Here is a 17135-nt window from a genome sequence, read left to right on the forward strand (position 1 = left end):
TCCGCCTCCGGAAGACGGAAGCGCACGACTTTGCACACAAGAAGGACCTCGCCGCTAGGCGAGGCCTTGGTGAGCTCATGAAGGCTGAAGAGCAAGGGCAAGACGCGATGGCGTCGCGCTCATGCTGCCTGGTCGATTTCGGCCGGCTTCGGCTGAAGATCGTGCAAATAGTTCACGGCGCGCTGCGCGTGCGCCGCCGCTGAAAAAATGAAGCGCTTGTCGTTGGCCAGCACTTCCAGCCACGACGCAAGGTAACTCGCGTGGTCGGCGCGCGGCTCAAGCTCCGGCACGATGCCGAGATCGGCGCTGAGGAACCAGCTTCCGAGTTCGGCCACAAGCTCCTCGCGGGCGCGCTCGCTCCTATCCTTCGCGTAGCGGCTAAGATCGCGATTGACGCGGTGCGCCGGCGCGGTCCAATGCCCACTATGCCGATATCGGCATAACGTGCATAATGCCGCGATCCGGATTATGCCGCATGGCCTCTGTTGGACGCTGGATAGCCCGGCGTTGGCCATGCGGCTGTTCGGCATAATCAGAGCCCTTCCAGGAACGCGAGGAGTTTGTCGTCCGGCCGGAACCGACCCGGCGGCGCGGCTGGTGCAGCGACGCGAGCGAGCGCCTTTTCCTTCATCCGCATATCGGCGTGGATGTAGATCTGGGTGGTCTCGACGTTCTCGTGACCAAGCCAGAGCGCTATCACGGCAGGATCGACGCCATGGTGGAGCAGGTCCATCGCCGTGCTGTGGCGCAGCGTATGTGGCGTGACCCGCTTGGTGCCGATGCTCGGGCACGCGCGCGCCGCCGTGAGGCAGTGCTTGCGGACCAAATGCTCGAGAGCATCGCGGCTCAGCCGTTCGCCCCGGATCGACGGGAACAGCGGCTTTCCCTCATCTTTGTCGTTGCCGATCCACGTCGCCAGCAGCTTGGCTGTCTCGCGGCGAAGCGGGGTGGCGCGCTCCTTCCGGCCCTTGCCCATGCAACGGATATGCGCACCGGTGCCAAACACAACATCGCCCCTCGTGAGGCCGACCAGTTCGGAAGCTCGTAGACCTGTCTGGACCGCGAGCAGCAGCAGAGCATGATCGCGCCGTCCCGCCCACGTGGTGCGATCCGGAGCTGCCAACAGCGCCGCCATTTCCGCGGTATCGAGGAACGTGACCGCACGCTTCACATAGCGCTTGTTGGGCATGGCGAGGATACGCTGGCAGTGCAGCAACCAGGTCGGATCGGTCATCGCGACGAAGCGGAAGAACGATCGGATCGCCGCGAGCCGGGTGTTGCGGCTGCGAGCGCTATTGCCCCGCGCGGTCTCGGTGTGGGCGAGGAAGTCCGCGACCAGATCGGCGTCGATATCTTCGACCGTCAGGTTGACAGGCGGCTTGTTGCGGCGAGCGCTCGCGTATCTGAGCAGCAGCCGGAACGTATCGCGATAGCCGGCGACCGTATGTCGGCTCGCCTCCAATTGCGTGCAAAGCCGATCGGTGAAGAAGCGCTGGATCAGCGCAGGCAAGGCGACGGCGCTCATTGTGCGATCTCCCCGCCGCTCGCGGTGGCGCGGCCCATCGCTAGATCGAGCAGTTCCGGGACCGCCTGCAGATACCAGTATGTTCCGGAGGGGTTGCTATGACCCAGATAGATCGTCAGCCGGATCATCTCGCGCGCCGGGTCCTTGCCGGTCCGGTACCAGTTGATCATCGTACGCACGGCGAAGGTGTGGCGCAGGTCGTGGATGCGCGGTCCCCGGCCATGCCGCTGGTACTGTTGCTCGGATCGCAATCCGATCTGCTGGCATGCTTGCGCAAAGTTGTAGCGGGCCCCACAGTCGGTGAGCCGGGTCGCCTTGTCAGTTACGAACAGCGGCTTCGCCGGATGACCGATCAACCGGTCGCGCTCGACGCGATAGTCTAGCAGTCGCTCGACGGTGCTGGGGTCGAGCGGCAGTAACCGCTCCTTACCGTTCTTACCCTGTCGGACGCGTAACACACCATTATCGGCGTCGAGGTCGTCTCCATCGAGCGCCAGTGCCTCGCTGACGCGCAAGCCTGTGATCGCTATGAGTGCGAACAGCGTCGAGCAGGTCAGTCCGCGCAACCCGCAAATCGACGGCAGCGCCTTTGCGGCCGCGATAATCGAAGCGACCTCGGCATCGCTGTAGATATACGGACGCGAGCGCATCACAATATTCGGCAACAGGCCCCGTGGCGGGGCTTCATGTGCCGGATCAAAGCTGCTCAGCCACTGCGCGAAGAGGCGTACGACGGTAAGCCGTGTCGATATGCGTCGCACGCTCGCGGTCGGCGAACCGCGTGAAGCGGCGGAGGATGCGCTCGCTGGTGCTCAGGTCGTAGCCGAGGCTGCGCCGCACAGCCAGATAGCGGTCGAGTTGGGAGGTGAGGCTCATTGCGCGCCTCCCACCACGGGCCAGGGCATTGCCATCGACCGCAGCCCATCGATGTCGAGACGGGCATATATCATGGTCGATGTGCGTGAGCGGTGCCGCAGCACGTCGCCTACCTCGTCGAGCGATGCTCCCGAGTTCACCAACTGGATGGCGAGGCTATGACGTAGCAGGTGCGATCCCACATAAGGCGTTACCGGCTTCTGGCCGGTTGCCTTCAGGGCATCCTTTAGGACGGCGTTGACGATCTGGCTGTCCTTGAACGGACGGTGCGGCGCGCGATGGGTAACGAACATCATGCGGCAGGACGTGGGGCCGCGCTCCTCGCGCAGATAGCGGCTCAGCGCATCGCCAACCTCCGAACTGATCGGCACGCGATCGTGGAGTTTGCCCTTGCCACGAACCAAGAGTTCGCCCGCGCGCCAGTCGACGTCGTCCAACCGGATCGCGATGACCTCGGCAGCACGCAAGCCGAGCCGGGCCATGATGAGCAGCATCGCATAGTCCCGAGCGCCGTGCCGAGGGTTATGGCGCACGTTGGCGAGCACGGCCTCCACGCCCTCGGGCGATAGATGGCGCGGCAGGCGTGCGCCCCAGCGCTTCGCCGTTCTAGGCAGGCTCAGCGCCAGATTGGTCGCCGTCGCGCCGCTGCCGAACAGATATTGTAGGAAGATACGAACATGCGTTGCCACCGTTTTGTCGCGACGCGCGCTTACCAACACATGCTCGATGAAGCTGATCACGTCGGCGGGCCGCAACCTCCCCGGATCAACAGTCGCATCACCAAAGCGATGGTCAAGGAACCGGTTGGCGAACCGCAGCGTGTGATAGATCGTCCGCGGGCTAAGGCCGCGATGCTTGACCAGATAGCTCTCGAAGTCCGCCAATAGGGCCGCACGCGCTTGCTGCGCCTCGGTCAACGCTACCGGATGCGTCACGCCGATATCGAGCAGATGCTGCGCGAACCGGCGGGCCAACCTATAGGGCCATATCGTGCCGATCTTCTTGCGCGGCACCTTGCGTCCCAGATGCTCGGCCATGTCGAGCGTCAACGCTGAAGGATTGATACCCTGGACATCCATCGCGTGCCCCACCTTCCGCAAGATCGATAGGTAGGTCTTGACCGTGCCGGCGCTGTAATTCTCCGCCGCAAAACTCGCTGCGAACGAGCCCAGATGCGGCTCGATGCAGGTCTGCAAATATTGAGGCATGATCTTCGTGCTCCTTGTTGTTGGAGCGACGAAGATTATGCCGAATGGGATTGGCGCGATTATGCCGCCAACCGCGCCCAGCCGAGCAGATGCGGCATAATCCGGATCGCGGCATTATGCACGCACTCATGCGCGAGCGTGGCCGCATAGCTCTCCGCGTCGCGGAAGGTCTCGAACGGTGGCATCTGGATGAGGTCGAGCGATGGCGCGAAGAACGCCTTGTCGCCGCCGTGCCGGATGGTCGCGCCGGTGTTAGCGAAGAACGTGTCCACGTGCGCGATGCGCTGCGCCGGCGGCGTGCTCGGAGCAGGGCGCGAGTAGTAGTGGTCGGGCAGGCCGTCGATCTGATCGACGCAGAACACGGTGTAGGCCCGCAGGAACGGCACGGTCCGCTCGACGTCGTCGCCGTTATCGTCCGTCTCGATCTTACTGATCCGGTTTGCGTAGACGACCATGGTTCCGCTCTCGCCCTTGCGGACGTGGCCGCCGAGCTCGAGAGATTGCTTGAATGTCATCCAAATCGACGACGTGAAGCCGCGCGATACGGCTTCCGACCAAAGCAGCACGACGTTGATGCCTTGGTAGGGCATCCCGTTGTGGCGAAGTGGCCGCGTAATGCACCCACCTGCGTTGACCGTATTCCACGGCCTGACCCACGGCCGCACGCCGCGCTCCAGGTTCGCGACGATGCGATCGGTGATACGCGCGTAGATGTCGGCGCGCGGTTTTCCTTCGTTCCTGCTCATTTCGATGACCTCCGTCTCGGAGGCCGCGCCTGCCGCGGCCCCTCGCGGGTTCCGCCGCGGCGGCACTAAGGCGCTCGCGCACCCGGCCGGGCCGCAGCGCAGCGGAGGACGGCGCAGCCATTGCGCGGGCGCCGTATCCGCCGCACGGACCACCGAGCGGGAGGGGCCACGCTGGCGCGACGCGCCGTTTTTCTTGTTGGATTTGCCGGCGACACGAAAAAGGGCCGGTCTCGCGACCAGCCCTCGCAGCAGCAACATGTGGAAGGCGGGGCCGAGGCCCCGCCTTGAGGTCTACTCGAAGACCGCCATCTGAGCCGCGGCGGCCTTCTTAGTGACAGTTTCGCCGGCGTGCTCGACCTGCCGCTCGAAGGGCTTCCAGGGCTCGCCGATAACCTGCTCGTAGGCGGCGACGGCACCCTCAGCGACCATGCGAAGCGCGTGAGCCTGCGCGCCCATGTCGGCGGCGAATTCACGCTTGCGCTGTGCCTGGCTATCGAAGCCGACCGGACCATCGAGGTCCTCATCGCGGCTGTCGTTGGCGAGCTTGGCGGTGGCATCTCGCGCTTCAGTGACTGCTCGGGTGTAGAACTGGCCGGCGCCGTGCGCCGATCCGACATAAGCACCGACGATCCGTTGAAGGTGGATTTGCATGGCGCGTTCGCTCAGGCCATCCTTGAGCGCGTCGGCGGTTTCGACGATGAGCCGCTCATGCAGATCTCGGATACCGTCGCTGTCCAGGATTGCGAGGCCGAAGCTTTCGGAGATGCGCTGCGCCTGCGCCGAGTCGGGACAGGCGAGCCGGACCATCTCGAGCGTGGTGTCCTTGCGAAGCGGGATGACACGGGCGCTGGCGCGAGAGGAACGAGCAGTTTTGGTCATGGTGAGATCCTTTCTCGGTTTCGCCTTGAGAGCGTTCGGCCCTTTGCCAGCGCTCCCTTGGGTGCGGTCGACCAGAACCGGCCTCAGCGGGCCGCTTCAGGGGGCGGCGGCTGCCAAGGCGAGCATGGGTGAGTTGCGGGCGAGCGGGCCCTCAGGCCTGCGAAGCACGCGACCAACCATCGCGAGACGGCGGCCGCCGATCGCCTCGCGACTTGCCCTTGAAGCGGACCGCGGCCGGTTCAGACCGCAGCATAAACCGAGGGAGCGCCGGCCAAGGGGCAGCGAGCCGCCGAAACCGTGAGGGGTCGGGCCAAACCTGCTGAACTCTCCGTCTCGACATGAAGTGTCCGCGCGCGCCGCTCGCGCTCCAATAGGTGGATCGTTCGTCTCTCACCGTCACGCAGCGGAAACGCGATGGTGCGTCCGAAATTCAGCGATTGCCGTCTCCTGCCGATCGAGCTTCCGCGCGAGAGCATCGATCTCGTTGCGACGGGCCAAGGCGAGCTCCGCGACATGCTGCTGAAACAGCCGCTCATCCGCATTCGTCCAGCTCGATGCGGTCCGGCGGTGCTGCCGGCTCTTCGCCCGGTCGGTGTTTGTCAGCCGTTCGGCTCGTGCGGCGATCTGACGTTCGATGACGCCCAGATGGCGCTTCGTCTCGGCTTGCTCGGCTTCCATGCGCGTGAGCAGGAGACGTCGGTCCGGGGGCTCGATCATTACACCGTCCCCGTAGACGATAAGGGGACGGCGGCATTCGGCATGTAGACGCTCGACGACGGGATGGCGTCGCCGACGGCCGCACAGTCGATGAGCGCTGACTTGGCGCCGGCGTGCTTGCGCATCTCTGCGAGGATGCCATCGCGTGCGCCGGCGATGGCGCTTGCGGGATTATGGTGGACATGCGCGAGGAGATTCACGGCGACAAGGTCGGCCTTCATGACTGCCCCTCCTTTCTGTCAGCATCGGCCGGGCTAGGCTGCGGCGCGTGGATGGACGCCCGCACGGCGCGCCTCCAGGCATCGGAGCCAGTGAAGTGCCGTCTCAGCCGGGAATGCCAGACAACAAGGACCGGCGTGTCGCCGTCCTCGTCAGTCGCCGCAAACCAACCGAAAGCTTTGGCAATGAGGGGCCAGGGCATGGGTCACCTCCATCCGGCGAAGTCCGACGCGCCGCCGTAGAGTTGATGGCGCGCCTCATCGATCACGAAGCCGAAGCGGCCGACGTGATACTCGCCGGAGGGGACGAGGAAGCGGCGCTCCTCAGTTCCGGGCCCGCGCTTCCCGCCGAGCGTCGCAACGACCTCGACGAAGCCGCTCTCGTGCTTGGACGTGATGGCAGATACGACGACCCAGTCACGTGCATGCGCGTGGTCGAAGGCGCGGCGATCCTTTTCGCGGGACTCGCCTGGCTGGAGGGTCGTGCCAAAGATCATCTCCCAGGCGTCGGGCCAGCTGTCCTTGATCGTTCTCTCGGCGCAGCGGCGTTCAAACGCCGTGAAGAGATGCGGGAAGGTGATCGCCACGGCGGCCCATTCGGCGTCTTCTTCGTACCAGCCGCCCTTTGAGCGGAGCATGGCATGGACCCTGCGGTTGCGCTCGGCCGAGAGGTGGAAGCCGCCGTGGCCCGCGGTCGAGTGGCAGACGACCCCGTCGGCGTAGAGGGTGGCTGCTTGTGAGGCCCCCCATGGCGTGGTCGCCGCGGACCGCAAGTGTCTGCGGCCGAGCGCACGCTTTTCGCGCTGATGCTCGGCGTTTTCAGCAACCTTCGATCGGAATGCCGCCTCGTCCGCCAGCGCGCCGGAATGGCCGTAGAAGTCGGCGCGGTGCCATTCCACGATCGGCCGGCCGATGCGCCAGCCCGATGCGAGATAGTGCCCGCCGCCGCGCGCCTGCAGCATAGCGAAGGCGGTTTCGCCCACGCGGGCTGCGAGGAAACCCTCGGCACTGCGTCCGTACTCGACCTCCGGGTTTCCGGAGCTCACGTCCTGCGGGAGAGAAGCCTTCATGCTGCCCTCCCTTCGACGGCGTCCGCGCCGACCTCGTCGGCAGTCACTTCGTGGAGCACCGCACCCGGATAGCCGTGGCGTGACAGCCACTCCTTCGCGTCGGCCTCATTGGTCGCGAGATAGACGAGCTCGCCGCCGGCACGGTCGAGCACGCGGACGGAGCCGACGGCTGGACGTTCGACGACGGTGAAATGCAGCTTCGCCTCTAGTGAGAACGTCCGGTGGACGCGAATGGCGATGACGCCGCTGGCGCCGTAGTCCGCCTCGTGCAGGGTGAAAAAGGCCGACAGCGAGACATTGCCGACGCCTCGTCCGCCCTGCTTTCGGATCAGGCGGCCTTTGCTGTTGCTGGACTGCCAGGCGGCGAGCTTCTTCCTGAAGCGCGCCGGCGGCTGCGGCGTTCCGTCGGACCAGGCTATGATCGAGCCTATAGGTGCATTGTCGAAGATCGTGTGCGCGGACATCGTGTCCTCCTTGTTTGCGCGTGCGTGGAAACAGCACCGCCGCCGGCAGGAACCGGCGGCGGGAGATCGCTTCGGAGAGGGAAGTCGGGTGCGGCTACTCGGCCGCCTCCCTGAACGCCTCAGCGTCGGCGTCGCCGTCGGCGCGCTCGTCGCCCTCGCCGTCCACGTCCTCATCGGTTTCACTTTCGTCGTCCGGGGCGGCCGAGCCGGACGACAGCCACTCGGCGAGCTTCGTCGCATCCGGCGCGAACAGCGCGGCTGGGTGAACGAAGTGGCCTTCCTTGAAGTGCTCGACGAGCGCGGCGCGTGTGTCCTTCACGCGCTGGCGCGGCAGGACGGGCGTGTCCTTGCACGAGGCCTCGAGCGCTGGGCGCGACAGGCAGGACAGGAAGTCCTCCGCGCCCATATTCGGCAGGAAGGTGTCCGCGCCGACCACCGCGCCCGCGACGCGGGCGACGATGCCGCTATTGGTGGCGTTCTCCCGGCACGAGAACACGTCGACCAGCATGTTGCGCGCCGCGACACGCAGTGTGTCCATGTCGAAGGAGAGTTTGCCGTCGGCGTCGAATAGCGCCGCCGCGTTCTTCGCAAGCCGGCTGTGGCCGTAATAGATCCCACCGCTTGCCGTCGTCACAGAGACGTTCTGGCCTGCGAAAGCGAGGATCAGCAGCGCCATCAGCGTGTCGTCCTCGATCGGAGCGCGGCCGAGCGCCTCGCGCAGCGCGTCGGTGCGGTAGTCGCCGATCATCTCGACGCCCTTGCGCGTCACGTCGGGCCGTGACTTCGAGACCTCGCCGACATCGTCCGGAGCGTTGTCCGATCCTGCGCCGATCTGGCCTTTCGGCTTCTTCGCCGCAGGCATGCGGCAGTGCACGGTCTGCACACGGCCGTCGCGGTCGAGATACATCGCTGTGCAGTCGGATTTCGCCGGCTTGCCGTAGACCCGCTCAGCCTTCGGCGGCAGCTTCACCTCACCATGGTTGGTGGCCTCCGCGATAATGCCCTTCTTCGGCAGGTTGTTCGCCATCCACTCCTGCTGGGCACCGAGGAACGCCTCAACGTCCGTGGTATAACGGCTATCCTCGTCAGCCGGAGCAAACAGGTCCTCGACCCACTGGATTCCGTAAGCCTGCGCAAGGTCGTCTCCGAAGCTCGCGTGGCGCGCGTGCATGCGGGTCTTCTGCAACGCTTGTGCGACACTCCACCACGAGACCTGCGGATCTGCCTTCGACGGCTTGTGCTTCTTCCAGACCTCCTTCTGCTCGGCGAGCGAGGCTGCGGCGATGGTGCGGAGCTGCTGCTCGTTCGGCATATCGCCCTTGGCCATGTGGTCGAGCATGGCGGGAAGCACGTTCGCCAGCAGACGCAACTTCTTGATCTGACGCAGCGGCAGTGCGAGCGCGACGCCGATCGCCTCCTCGGTCCAGCCGAGCGCGACCAGGCGCTCGATCGCACGCCACTGATCGACCGGGTTCAGCGCCTCGCGGGCGATATTCTCGATCATCGAGCGCATGGCGCCGTTGTCGTTCGCAGCCTCGTCGACAAGCACGTGGATCTCCTCGAGACCGGCGGCGATTGCCTGCTTCACCCGGCGGTGGCCGGCGTTGATGACGTAGCCATTGCCACCGGCTGTCTCGGGCGTGATGACGGGCGGCTGGACGATACCAACAGCCTTGATTGTCGCGAGCAACAGCGCGTCGGCCTGCGGCGTCGACTTCGTCTGGCGCATGCGATCGGGGTTCTCTCTCAGCGCGCGCGGATCGACCTTGATGAGTTGCATGGGAACACTCCTTTGGAGTTGCGGACCGACGCTGCCGGCCCTTTCTCGTCTTCTTCCCGAAGACACCCCTGGGCCCTGCGGAGCGGGCGGGCCGGTGCAACTGCGGCCGAGCATCCCTGCCCGGCGGGACCAGCAGGGCCTACGCCCTGCGCAGGACGACGGGTTGGGATCGCGCAGGCGGCGGTTGAGCGCGGCGTCGACGACCCGCCCGATCTGCGAGCGGGCCTTCTCCATTTCTCTTTCTTCTCATTCTCTATTCACGCGGCCGCGGCGATCTCCCGGGTGCCTTCGCCGTCCTCCGCCAACGCCTTCTCCACCTCGACAAGCTGCCGGCGCTTTTCGGCAAGCTCGCCAGTGAAGGCGAACTCGCCGCCATCGCGCGACTCGTAAGATGCGAGCCGTCGGCGGGCCTCAGTGAGGCGCTGGCGGTAGCGCTCCCGCTCGCTCTCGAAGTCGGCCAGCGCATGCTCGAGACGGGCGATCGCTCCGAGCGGCGTGACCGTCACCGGCAACTCGATCTCGTACTCGGCGCCAGTTCGAAGCAGCATGGTGGTGTAGCGATAGCCGTCCCCGCCGAACCGCTCGCCATTGTAAGCGACGTCGAAGCCGCCGATCGAGGCGATGACGATCTCGCCCTCCTGCTGAAGCTGTACCAGCGTCAGAATTTCCTTCATCAGCGCGCGGCCAGCGAACTTGCGCTCCGCGTATGGCGTTCCGGTCACCGCCGCGGAGAAGGCGTCACCCGCAGTCGGAACACGACGCTTGATGTCCTGGCCGATCTCGCCGATGCGGCGGTTGGAGAGCTCGATGTCGCGCTCGGCCTCGCGCATCTGCCGCCGCACTGCGTGCTGGTCGTCGATGTGCGCAGCCCTCAGCCGTTCGAGCCGCGCGATGTCCGCTTCGAGGCCCGCTTTCTGCATCAAGCGCGGGTCACCCGACGCGATGGCCTTTGCCATGGCGAACTGGTTGGCTTGGCTCTCTCCCATGTCCTCGAGGCGACGGACCGAGGTCTCGCCGGAAAGCGCGGCGGCGATGAAGCGGGCCTTGCGCTCGTTGTTCTGCCACATCTGCGCATCGAGGCTGCCTTCGGTCGCATCGGCGAAGATGTCTATCTCATCGTGCTGGTTGCCCTGCCGCACGATGCGGCCCTCGCGCTGCTCGATCTGCGACGGAAGCCAGGGCACGTCGAGGTGGTGCAAGGCCTTCAGGCGAAGCTGCGCGTTGACACCGGTGCCCATCGTATCAGACGAGCCGATCAGGAAGCGGACCTTGCCGGCGCGGACGTCGCCGAACAGTCGCTGCTTCGCCTCCGACTTCTTGTAATCCTGCATGAAGGCGATCTCGCCCGGTGGCACGCCGAGACGGACCACCTCGTCGCGGATCCAGCGGTAGGCGGAGAAGCCGCGGCTCCTCTCGACGCTGATGGTGCCGAGATCGGAGAAGATCATCTGCGCGGCGCCGGGCAACTCGAAGGGCTTGCCATCCGTGCGCGTGTAGTTGCTCTCGGCTGTCTCGTTCCAGATGCGGAAGGCATTGCCGACAAGCATGTTCAGCTTGTTGTCGGCCTCGTTGTCGCTATCCGGATTAACCAGACGCAGGTCGATCGCCGCGTGGCGGCCGTCGGTGATGACCGACAGCAGGATGTCGTCGCCGGGCTCCGGTGCGCGGTCGCGCTCCTCGATCGCCTTGATGCGCTCGCCGAGCTGGATCTGGTAGCGCTTGAATGCCGGCGACGGCTTTGCAGTGACGATCTGGCGCTTGCCGGTCGAGACCGCCGGCACCTCCACGTACTGGCGCAGGTCATCCGGCATCACCACGTCCGCGAAGGAGCGGAACATAGCGATTAGCTCCGGCACGTTGACGAAGGTGGCGAAGCGCGTCACAGGCTTGTATTTGCCGGAGGGCTGAAGCTCAAGTTCGGTCGTGACATCGCCAAATGTGCTCGCCCAGGCGTCAAACTCGTGCAGGCCGCGCTCGAGGAGCGCATCGTAGCCGAGGTAGCGCTGCACCGAGAACATCTCGCCGAGCGTGTTGGTGATCGGCGTGCCGGAGGCGAGCACGAGCGCGCGGCCAGGGTTCTTCGTCTCGATGAAGCGAGATTTGACGTAGAGGTCCCAAGCGCGCTGCGAGCCGTTCGGATCCACACCCTTCAGGGTCGACATATTGGTCGCGAAGGAGAGTTTCCTGAACTCCTGCGCCTCGTCGACGATGATCTGGTCGACGCCCATTTCGGAGATGGTCAGCAGATCGTCCTTGCGGGTCGAAAGCGATTCCAGGCGCTCGTGCAAGCCTTCCTTCAATCGCTCGAGGCGCTTGCGCGAGACGCGGTCGTCACTCTCGACCTTCGTCAGCAGTGTTTCGTAGAGCTCGAGCTCGTCCTGGATCATCTGCTGCTCGAAGGTCGACGGCACCGCGATGAAGCGGAACGCGCTGTGAGTAATGATGATCGCGTCCCAGGTCGCGGTCGCAGCGCGCGACAGGAAGCGGTGCCGCTTGTCCTTGGTGAAGTTGGTCTCGTCGGCGACGAGGATGCGGGCGTTCGGGTAGAGCGCGAGAAACTCGCGTGCGGCCTGTGCCAGGCAGTGCCCCGGAACGACCAACATCGCCTTGGCAATGAGCCCGAGCCGCCGCTGCTCCATGACGGCGGCGGCCATCGTCATGGTCTTCCCGGCCCCGACCGCGTGCGCCAGGTAGGTCGAGCCGGCCGAGACGATACGCCAAATACCGCGCTTCTGGTGCGCATAAAGGACAAAGGCGCCAGAGGCGCCCGGAAGCTTCAGGTGCGAGCCGTCGAAAGCTCTCGGCGCAATGTTGTTGAAGCGGTCGTTGTAGACCCGCGCAAGGCGGTCGGTGCGGTCGGGATCGGACCAGATCCAGTGCTGGAAGGCATCCTTGATCTTTTGCAGCTTCGTCTTGGCGGCTTCGGTGTCGACGACATTGAGGACGCGGCGCTCGCTGTCGCCGTCCTTGACCGTGTCGAAGATCTGCGGGACGCGGCTGTTCAGCGCGTCGGCGAGAAGCTCGCCGGCGTGCCGGCGGTCGGTGCCCCATTCGGATGTGCCGGCCGCCATCCAGCCGAGCTGGCGGGCCTCCACGGTCCAGGAGGCGAGTTCGGGCATGTGATAGATCTTGATGTCGGCGTCCATCATCGCCTTCACGAAGGCGATGACGTCGGCGGCCGGAATCCACGGCGCACCCAGCCGCGCAGTGATGTCGGACGGCTTGAGGTCGGCGGGCTGCACGCCTTGCAGGGCCGTGACATTGCGCTGGTAGGAGGGGTCGAGGGCGGCCGCCGCAGCAGCAGCCTTCAGCTTGTCGCGCACGTGTCCCGACAGGTAGGAGTCCGCTGTCTGCCACGAGCCGTCCGTCGGGTCGCGGAAGATCGCGCTGCCGAGTTCGGCGACGACGTCGTCGCGGTCCCGGTGCAGCAGCTCGGCGATATGGTCGATGTCGATGCTGCCGCGCTCATTAAGGACGACGGCGAGCGCGTCTGCCGCGCTGGTAATTTCTGGGGCCGCCGGCGGCGCGATCACCCGCTCGGTGAAGATCGGCCCGGGCTTCGCGGTGTTGGTCTCGAGGTCGTAATCCTCGATCGATGCGACCAGCCAGCAGTCGGGGTCGTCGAGGAAGGGCTGGATGTTTGGCCGGCGGTGCGTCTCGCGCACCTCGCCGGTCTCCTCGTCCTCGGCGGTCGAGACCGTCGTGAAATTGATCGGGCCGAAGTCCCGAACGAAGTTCGACCAGGCGATGCGAAGCCTGACCTGCGCGTCCTTCCACGGTCGGTCGAGCTCCTGCGCCTTCAACACCTCGCGCACGGCGTCGCGGACCGGGATCAGCTTCCGGATGATGCTCACATGCTTTTCCGGGATGCCATCGGTGCTGCGGCCCTTACGCGCTTTCACCGCGACCGGGTCACCGTCGACGACCTGCATCAAGCCATGCGCCTTGTCGAAGAAGTAGCTGCCCTCGCGCACGTGGCGATCGGCAGGCCAATCGGCGTCAGATGGATCGCTGGCTTCTTCCAGGTCGGGATCGATCGCCTCCGGCTCGCCGTCATAGACGGCTATCGGGAGGAGCTCGACCGCGGCTTTGAGCATCGCTTCGAGATCCTCGTCCTCGCGCGGCAGGCATGTGTAGGCCTCGCCGAAGGGACCGGACGCGAGCGCGTGCGTGCCGAGCACGAAATCCGGGCGCTGCACGAACCATCGGTTCACGCGGATCGCGCTCTCGTCTTCCGCCGCCAGCCGGACCGCGTCGAGGTCGAGCCACGACAGGTCGCCTTCCACGTCTCCGACCTTGCGCTTGCGGAAGAACAGGATGTCGACGACGACATCGGTGCCGGCGCTGGCACGGAAGCAGCCCTCAGGCAGGCGAATGGCTGCGATCAGATCGGCCGACTTCGCGATGTGCTCACGCGCCGAGGCGTCCGACTTGTCCATCGTGCCGGAGCTCGTGACGAAGGCGGCGAGGGCGCCGGGCTTCAGGAGGTCGATTGCTCGCGCGATGAAATAGTCGTGCAGGCGCAGGCCCATTGACCGGTAGGCGCGGTCGGAACGAACGATCCGGTCCGAGAACGGCGGATTGCCGACGGCGAGGTCAAAGCTCGCCGGCAACTCGGCGCGCGCGAAATCGCCTGTGACGATCCGCGCCCACGGCTGCAGCAGCCGGGCGATGCGTGCGGTGACAGGGTCGAACTCGACGCCCGTGACGTGGGAGGTCCCGCGTAGTTCCTCCGGCATCAGCGCCGGAAACAGCCCCGTGCCGATGCCGGGCTCAAGCACGCGGCCGCCGCGCCAGCCGAGGCGCTGCAGGCCTGACCAGATCGCGCGGACAATGAACTCGGGCGTGAAGTGAGCGTACTGGGTGCATCGCGCAAGCGAGGCGTAGCCGGCGGCGTCGACAGCGTCCTCGAGCTCTACGCCGATTTCCCTCCAACCCTTCGCGAACTCGGATTCGCCCGGACGGCGGAAGACGCCGTTGGCGAGCTCGGAAGCGCCGAAGCCCGTGAAGCGGATCAACTGCCGCTGCTCGTCCGACGAGGCGGGCCGCTGCTCCGCCTCGATCTGCGCCGCGAGCCGAATGGCCGCGACGCTGTCGCGGGCGCGCTGCTTCCAGCCCTTTGCCAGGTCGCGGTCGCCGGCGAGACGGAAGTTGTCGCCGCGCGTGCGGGCGTTCGGCGCCCGCTGCCGGGCGGGTTTGAGCGTCAGCCCCGCGGGGGCCGGCCCTGGCGGCGCTGCGCTGTCGTCGTGGTCGTCGCTCGAGTCGGCGGCGAAGGCGGTGACGTCGAGGCCGAGGCCCCAGGAGAGGGCGGGGTTGCCGAAGAGGTCGATCGTGAAAGGGTCGTCTTGCGCCATTGGAGATGTCCTTCTGCTGGGTGCGCGACCGCCGCGAGCCCGAGCGGGCTGCGTCAGACGCACGGCGTTGCGGGGGTGAGGGGAAGGCCGGCCGGGAGGCCGTGTGCTGAAATTGCGAAGCCCGGCGCGGGGGCCGGGCTGTTCGCAAATCGAGGAGGGCGGGCGAACCGACTAGGCCGCGACCGCTTCCGGCAGGTGGCGGAGCTGCACCGGCAGTTTCGCTGCGATCTCGACTTCGGTGAGGTCGTCCAGCAACTTCAGCGCGGTGCCATGCTGGCCGGCGTAGACGAGCACGGTGCGGCGGCCGCGCGCGGCCGCGGGCCAGCGCTCGCCGGCGTAGGCACGGTAGTCGTCATGCGTGCTCGACCAGATGTGCTCGAGCCGCTCTTCGCGCGTCATCGCGCGGACAGGACGAGACTCGCGCTCGATGATCGCGGCCTTCATCCGCTCCGGCGACGCTCTGTCCGACAGGTCGCAATAGCCATGGAACCATCGCATCTGGCCGTCAATTGACAGTGATAGGAAAACGCTTGTCACACTTGCCGTCATGAATTCGCGCATCGCGAACATGTCGGCGCGCATCCATAGCGGCGGCAGGATCTCGAACATGTAGTCGTGCTCGCGCTCGGCGAGCTCGAACCATTCGCCAGCGAAAAGATGCTGGGCATCGCCTTCGGCCATGGCCGGATTGCCGCGATGGCGGTTGAACATACGGTGCATCTGGTGTCGCGTCGCGACGCCTTCGAAGACCTTGCGAACGATAGGTGAGGTGTGCATCGGCGGCTCCTCTTGGCCTGGCCGGACTGAGGCGCGAGCGATCCTCCTGATCTCTTCGTCGCTTCAATCCTTCATCACACCTCCTCGCCGGCCGCATCGAAGGTCCGGCGGGTCAAGGGCCGCGGAACGCGGGCGAAGCTTCACCCTTGACGCGCCGGCCGGTCATGCGGCAGCGCCTCATTCCCCATTCATCTTTCCTTTCCCATTGCGCGATCGCCTTCCCCTGCCGCTCACCGGCAGCATCGGGACCGCACTCATGCCGCGGCATTGCCGCTGCGCCACCACGCGGCCAGGCGTCCCATTCGCGAGCAGCATCAAGAGGCCGCCGTCAGGGCGTTCAGATCCTCATTCCAATCGACGGTACGTGGTTGTGCTCGCGCATACTCCGCACTCGCTTCCGCGGCGATGGCACGAACGCGATCGGCATACACGTCACCCTGTCGGTTGTTGTCGGTCGCTGCCACAAGGCGGACGTTGGCGCGCCTGGCCAGATTGCGGATGGCATGATCTGTCGCTGGGGACCAGCCGCCTCCGGTGCTGACATAAAGCGTATCGGAGCGTCGGACCTCGATCGCAGCAAGGCTCATGGCATCGATGGCCGCCTCTGTAATGCAGATCCGCTCGGACTCGGGCGGCCCGAAGCGGAAAAGTTCTTTCGCGCCCTCAGTGGCGAAGCCGCGCCATGCCGGTCCGCGCTCCTCCCAGCCCGTGATCGCTCCGGCAGAATCGCTATGGGCGGCCCATATGCTGCCTTGGGGGCCTTCTCGCAATTTATCGCAGGTGACCGCCTGCTTCACGATGTCGGCCGGCAGCCCGCGCGCGTCCGTGAGATAGCGCCAGGCTGGCGAGCCCGGGCGCGGCTTGAAGCGATTTTGCCACCGCTCGGTGATGGATCCAGGCGTCCTCGGCCTTGGCGGCCGCTGCCACGCTGGCGCGCTGGGACGGAAACCAACCATATCCGCAACACGGTCACATGCTTCGACGAAACCATCGGCACCAAGAAGTTCGGCGAGCGAAAACACGTCTCCCTTCGCAGGCGACAACGGATCGAACCAACCGCGGCCTTCGTGGATAACGATAATGATGTTGCTGTCACGGCGATACTTGATCGCGCGTCGGGTGCTTTCCTTGACGTCGACCTTCCAGCCGTCTTTCTCCAGCAGAGCCGCGCAGCCGACCTTTTGGCGTAGCTCCTCGATTTCTCTCTTGTCCATTTGTCTGCACCGGTCTCGCGCAAACGAGTCCGCCCCTTCTGTTGGTCTCTCTTGCTCCTAGCCTTGCGGAACATCCCCGACCGGCCGCGAAGCCTGCCGAATGCAAGGGCGCGCTGACCAACCGTCAGTCGCCGCGTCATCGGGCGCGGCGAAGCCTCCCTTGCAGCCGGCATGGCGCCAGCGGCAGCCGGTCACCCGGCTCAATGAGCCGGGCACCAGGGGTCGTATTCATGATTATGCGGATGTGAGCATAATCATGATTATGATCCGTTCGAGATTATGGAGAGCTGATGCCAGCCCGCCGCTG

13 protein-coding genes and 2 pseudogenes are annotated in these 17135 nt (G+C 65.7%); all 15 read right to left on the bottom strand.

Translation table 11 applies throughout. The annotated features are described in order from the left end of the window. Positions 1-119 precede the first annotated feature (119 nt). Positions 120-419, bottom strand: a pseudogene (locus K288_RS46560) (zincin-like metallopeptidase domain-containing protein); the annotation flags it as partial. A gap of 113 nt (positions 420-532) precedes the next feature. After that, positions 533-1525, bottom strand: coding sequence for a tyrosine-type recombinase/integrase (locus tag K288_RS0125815; RefSeq protein WP_027582170.1), 993 nt, complete (start codon positions 1523-1525; stop codon positions 533-535). After that, a complete protein-coding gene (locus K288_RS46565; RefSeq protein ID WP_244443251.1) occupies positions 1522-2175 on the bottom strand; it encodes a tyrosine-type recombinase/integrase in 654 nt (217 codons plus the stop codon). The genes K288_RS0125815 and K288_RS46565 overlap by 4 nt, the downstream gene beginning before the upstream one ends. Positions 2176-2221: 46 nt before the next feature. Beyond that, positions 2222-2401: a hypothetical protein gene (locus tag K288_RS54885; RefSeq protein WP_244443252.1), complete on the bottom strand. Its 180-nt coding sequence runs from the start codon at positions 2399-2401 to the stop codon at positions 2222-2224. After that, complete coding sequence (locus K288_RS0125825) at positions 2398-3438, bottom strand: tyrosine-type recombinase/integrase (RefSeq protein WP_244443253.1); 1041 nt, start codon at positions 3436-3438, stop codon at positions 2398-2400. The genes K288_RS54885 and K288_RS0125825 overlap by 4 nt, the downstream gene beginning before the upstream one ends. Positions 3439-3725: 287 nt before the next feature. After that, a pseudogene (locus K288_RS46570) lies at positions 3726-4355 on the bottom strand (ArdC-like ssDNA-binding domain-containing protein); the annotation flags it as partial. 291 nt (positions 4356-4646) lie between these two features. Then, complete coding sequence (locus tag K288_RS0125835) at positions 4647-5234, bottom strand: hypothetical protein (RefSeq protein ID WP_027582172.1); 588 nt, start codon at positions 5232-5234, stop codon at positions 4647-4649. Positions 5235-5630: 396 nt separating this feature from the next. Then, positions 5631-5951 (bottom strand): hypothetical protein, encoded by a 321-nt coding sequence (locus tag K288_RS0125840; protein WP_027582173.1) that lies wholly within the window; start codon positions 5949-5951, stop codon positions 5631-5633. Beyond that, the gene (locus K288_RS0125845) at positions 5951-6172 is read right to left on the bottom strand and encodes a hypothetical protein (protein ID WP_043160695.1); all 222 of its coding nucleotides are present in this window, start codon (positions 6170-6172) and stop codon (positions 5951-5953) included. The genes K288_RS0125840 and K288_RS0125845 overlap by 1 nt, the downstream gene beginning before the upstream one ends. A 203-nt stretch (positions 6173-6375) precedes the next feature. Then, positions 6376-7239, bottom strand: coding sequence for a hypothetical protein (locus tag K288_RS0125850; protein ID WP_027582175.1), 864 nt, complete (start codon positions 7237-7239; stop codon positions 6376-6378). Then, complete coding sequence (locus K288_RS0125855) at positions 7236-7703, bottom strand: hypothetical protein (RefSeq protein WP_027582176.1); 468 nt, start codon at positions 7701-7703, stop codon at positions 7236-7238. Before K288_RS0125855 ends, K288_RS0125850 begins: the two co-directional genes overlap by 4 nt. Before the next feature lie 94 nt (positions 7704-7797). Next, positions 7798-9483 carry a ParB/RepB/Spo0J family partition protein gene (locus tag K288_RS0125860; protein ID WP_027582177.1) on the bottom strand — a complete coding sequence of 562 codons (1686 nt, stop codon included), beginning with the start codon at positions 9481-9483 and terminating at the stop codon, positions 7798-7800. Positions 9484-9740: 257 nt separating this feature from the next. Beyond that, positions 9741-14837 carry a DEAD/DEAH box helicase family protein gene (locus tag K288_RS0125865; protein ID WP_027582178.1) on the bottom strand — a complete coding sequence of 1699 codons (5097 nt, stop codon included), beginning with the start codon at positions 14835-14837 and terminating at the stop codon, positions 9741-9743. Between the two features lie 171 nt (positions 14838-15008). Next, positions 15009-15614 (bottom strand): DUF1419 domain-containing protein, encoded by a 606-nt coding sequence (locus K288_RS0125870; protein WP_027582179.1) that lies wholly within the window; start codon positions 15612-15614, stop codon positions 15009-15011. A gap of 314 nt (positions 15615-15928) precedes the next feature. Beyond that, a complete protein-coding gene (locus K288_RS0125875; protein ID WP_027582180.1) occupies positions 15929-16828 on the bottom strand; it encodes a DUF3991 and toprim domain-containing protein in 900 nt (299 codons plus the stop codon). Between the last annotated feature and the right edge of the window lie 307 nt (positions 16829-17135).

It is taken from the genome of Bradyrhizobium sp. Ai1a-2 (assembly GCF_000426245.1).
Taxonomy (GTDB): domain Bacteria; phylum Pseudomonadota; class Alphaproteobacteria; order Rhizobiales; family Xanthobacteraceae; genus Bradyrhizobium.

Bases quoted from the DNA above. Each gene is read 5' to 3' on its own strand.
- K288_RS0125860 (WP_027582177.1), bottom strand. From the start codon at position 9,483: ATGCAACTCATCAAGGTCGATCCGCGCGCGCTGAGAGAGAACCCCGAT.
- K288_RS46565 (WP_244443251.1), bottom strand. From the start codon at position 2,175: ATGCGCTCGCGTCCGTATATCTACAGCGATGCCGAGGTCGCTTCGATT.
- K288_RS0125850 (WP_027582175.1), bottom strand. From the start codon at position 7,239: ATGAAGGCTTCTCTCCCGCAGGACGTGAGCTCCGGAAACCCGGAGGTC.
- K288_RS0125865 (WP_027582178.1), bottom strand. From the start codon at position 14,837: ATGGCGCAAGACGACCCTTTCACGATCGACCTCTTCGGCAACCCCGCC.
- K288_RS0125875 (WP_027582180.1), bottom strand. From the start codon at position 16,828: ATGGACAAGAGAGAAATCGAGGAGCTACGCCAAAAGGTCGGCTGCGCG.
- K288_RS0125845 (WP_043160695.1), bottom strand. From the start codon at position 6,172: ATGAAGGCCGACCTTGTCGCCGTGAATCTCCTCGCGCATGTCCACCAT.
- K288_RS0125825 (WP_244443253.1), bottom strand. From the start codon at position 3,438: ATGGCCGAGCATCTGGGACGCAAGGTGCCGCGCAAGAAGATCGGCACG.
- K288_RS0125855 (WP_027582176.1), bottom strand. From the start codon at position 7,703: ATGTCCGCGCACACGATCTTCGACAATGCACCTATAGGCTCGATCATA.
- K288_RS0125835 (WP_027582172.1), bottom strand. From the start codon at position 5,234: ATGACCAAAACTGCTCGTTCCTCTCGCGCCAGCGCCCGTGTCATCCCG.
- K288_RS54885 (WP_244443252.1), bottom strand. From the start codon at position 2,401: ATGAGCCTCACCTCCCAACTCGACCGCTATCTGGCTGTGCGGCGCAGC.
- K288_RS0125815 (WP_027582170.1), bottom strand. From the start codon at position 1,525: ATGAGCGCCGTCGCCTTGCCTGCGCTGATCCAGCGCTTCTTCACCGAT.
- K288_RS0125870 (WP_027582179.1), bottom strand. From the start codon at position 15,614: ATGCACACCTCACCTATCGTTCGCAAGGTCTTCGAAGGCGTCGCGACG.
- K288_RS0125840 (WP_027582173.1), bottom strand. From the start codon at position 5,951: ATGATCGAGCCCCCGGACCGACGTCTCCTGCTCACGCGCATGGAAGCC.